The 347-nt window shown below is 41.5% G+C and carries 2 protein-coding genes; both read left to right on the top strand.

Annotation, left to right across the window (positions count from 1 at the left end; all coding sequences use genetic code 11):
- Positions 1-232 (top strand): hypothetical protein (locus tag CEX98_RS22030; protein WP_099644120.1); only part of this gene is annotated, 232 nt, incomplete at its 5' end.
- A partial coding sequence (gene tnpB / locus CEX98_RS23650) for an IS66 family insertion sequence element accessory protein TnpB (protein WP_143484379.1) occupies positions 232-347 on the top strand: 116 nt, incomplete at its 3' end. The genes CEX98_RS22030 and tnpB, both read left to right, overlap by 1 nt.

Genomic DNA, 347 nt, shown 5'->3' with positions numbered 1-347 from the left:
AACTATCACTGACTATTGCCAGCAAAATGCTTTATCAAAAACAACGTTTTATGCCGCACGAAGTAAACTTAATGCCTCATCAGAAAGCTTTGTTCGAGCAAAAGTTACGAAACACGTCGATGCCATCGAACCGCAACAGCCAATCATCCTCTCGATTAGTAAAGTAAAAGTCAGCTTACCACCCACAACGTCTGCATCTTATCTAGGCCAATTACTGCGCGAGCTTGCCTGATGAAAATGTTTGTTGAACCTAAATGTATTTACTTATACCGCGATGCTGTGGATTTTCGAAAATCCATTGATGGCTTAGTCGCAATCGTTGAAAACGAGCTTGAACGTGATGCCTA

It is taken from the genome of Pseudoalteromonas piscicida, assembly GCF_002744175.1.
Lineage (GTDB): Bacteria > Pseudomonadota > Gammaproteobacteria > Enterobacterales > Alteromonadaceae > Pseudoalteromonas > Pseudoalteromonas piscicida_B.
The sequence above is the reverse complement of the archived record's forward strand: the minus strand, read 5'-3'. Positions and strand labels throughout refer to the sequence as shown.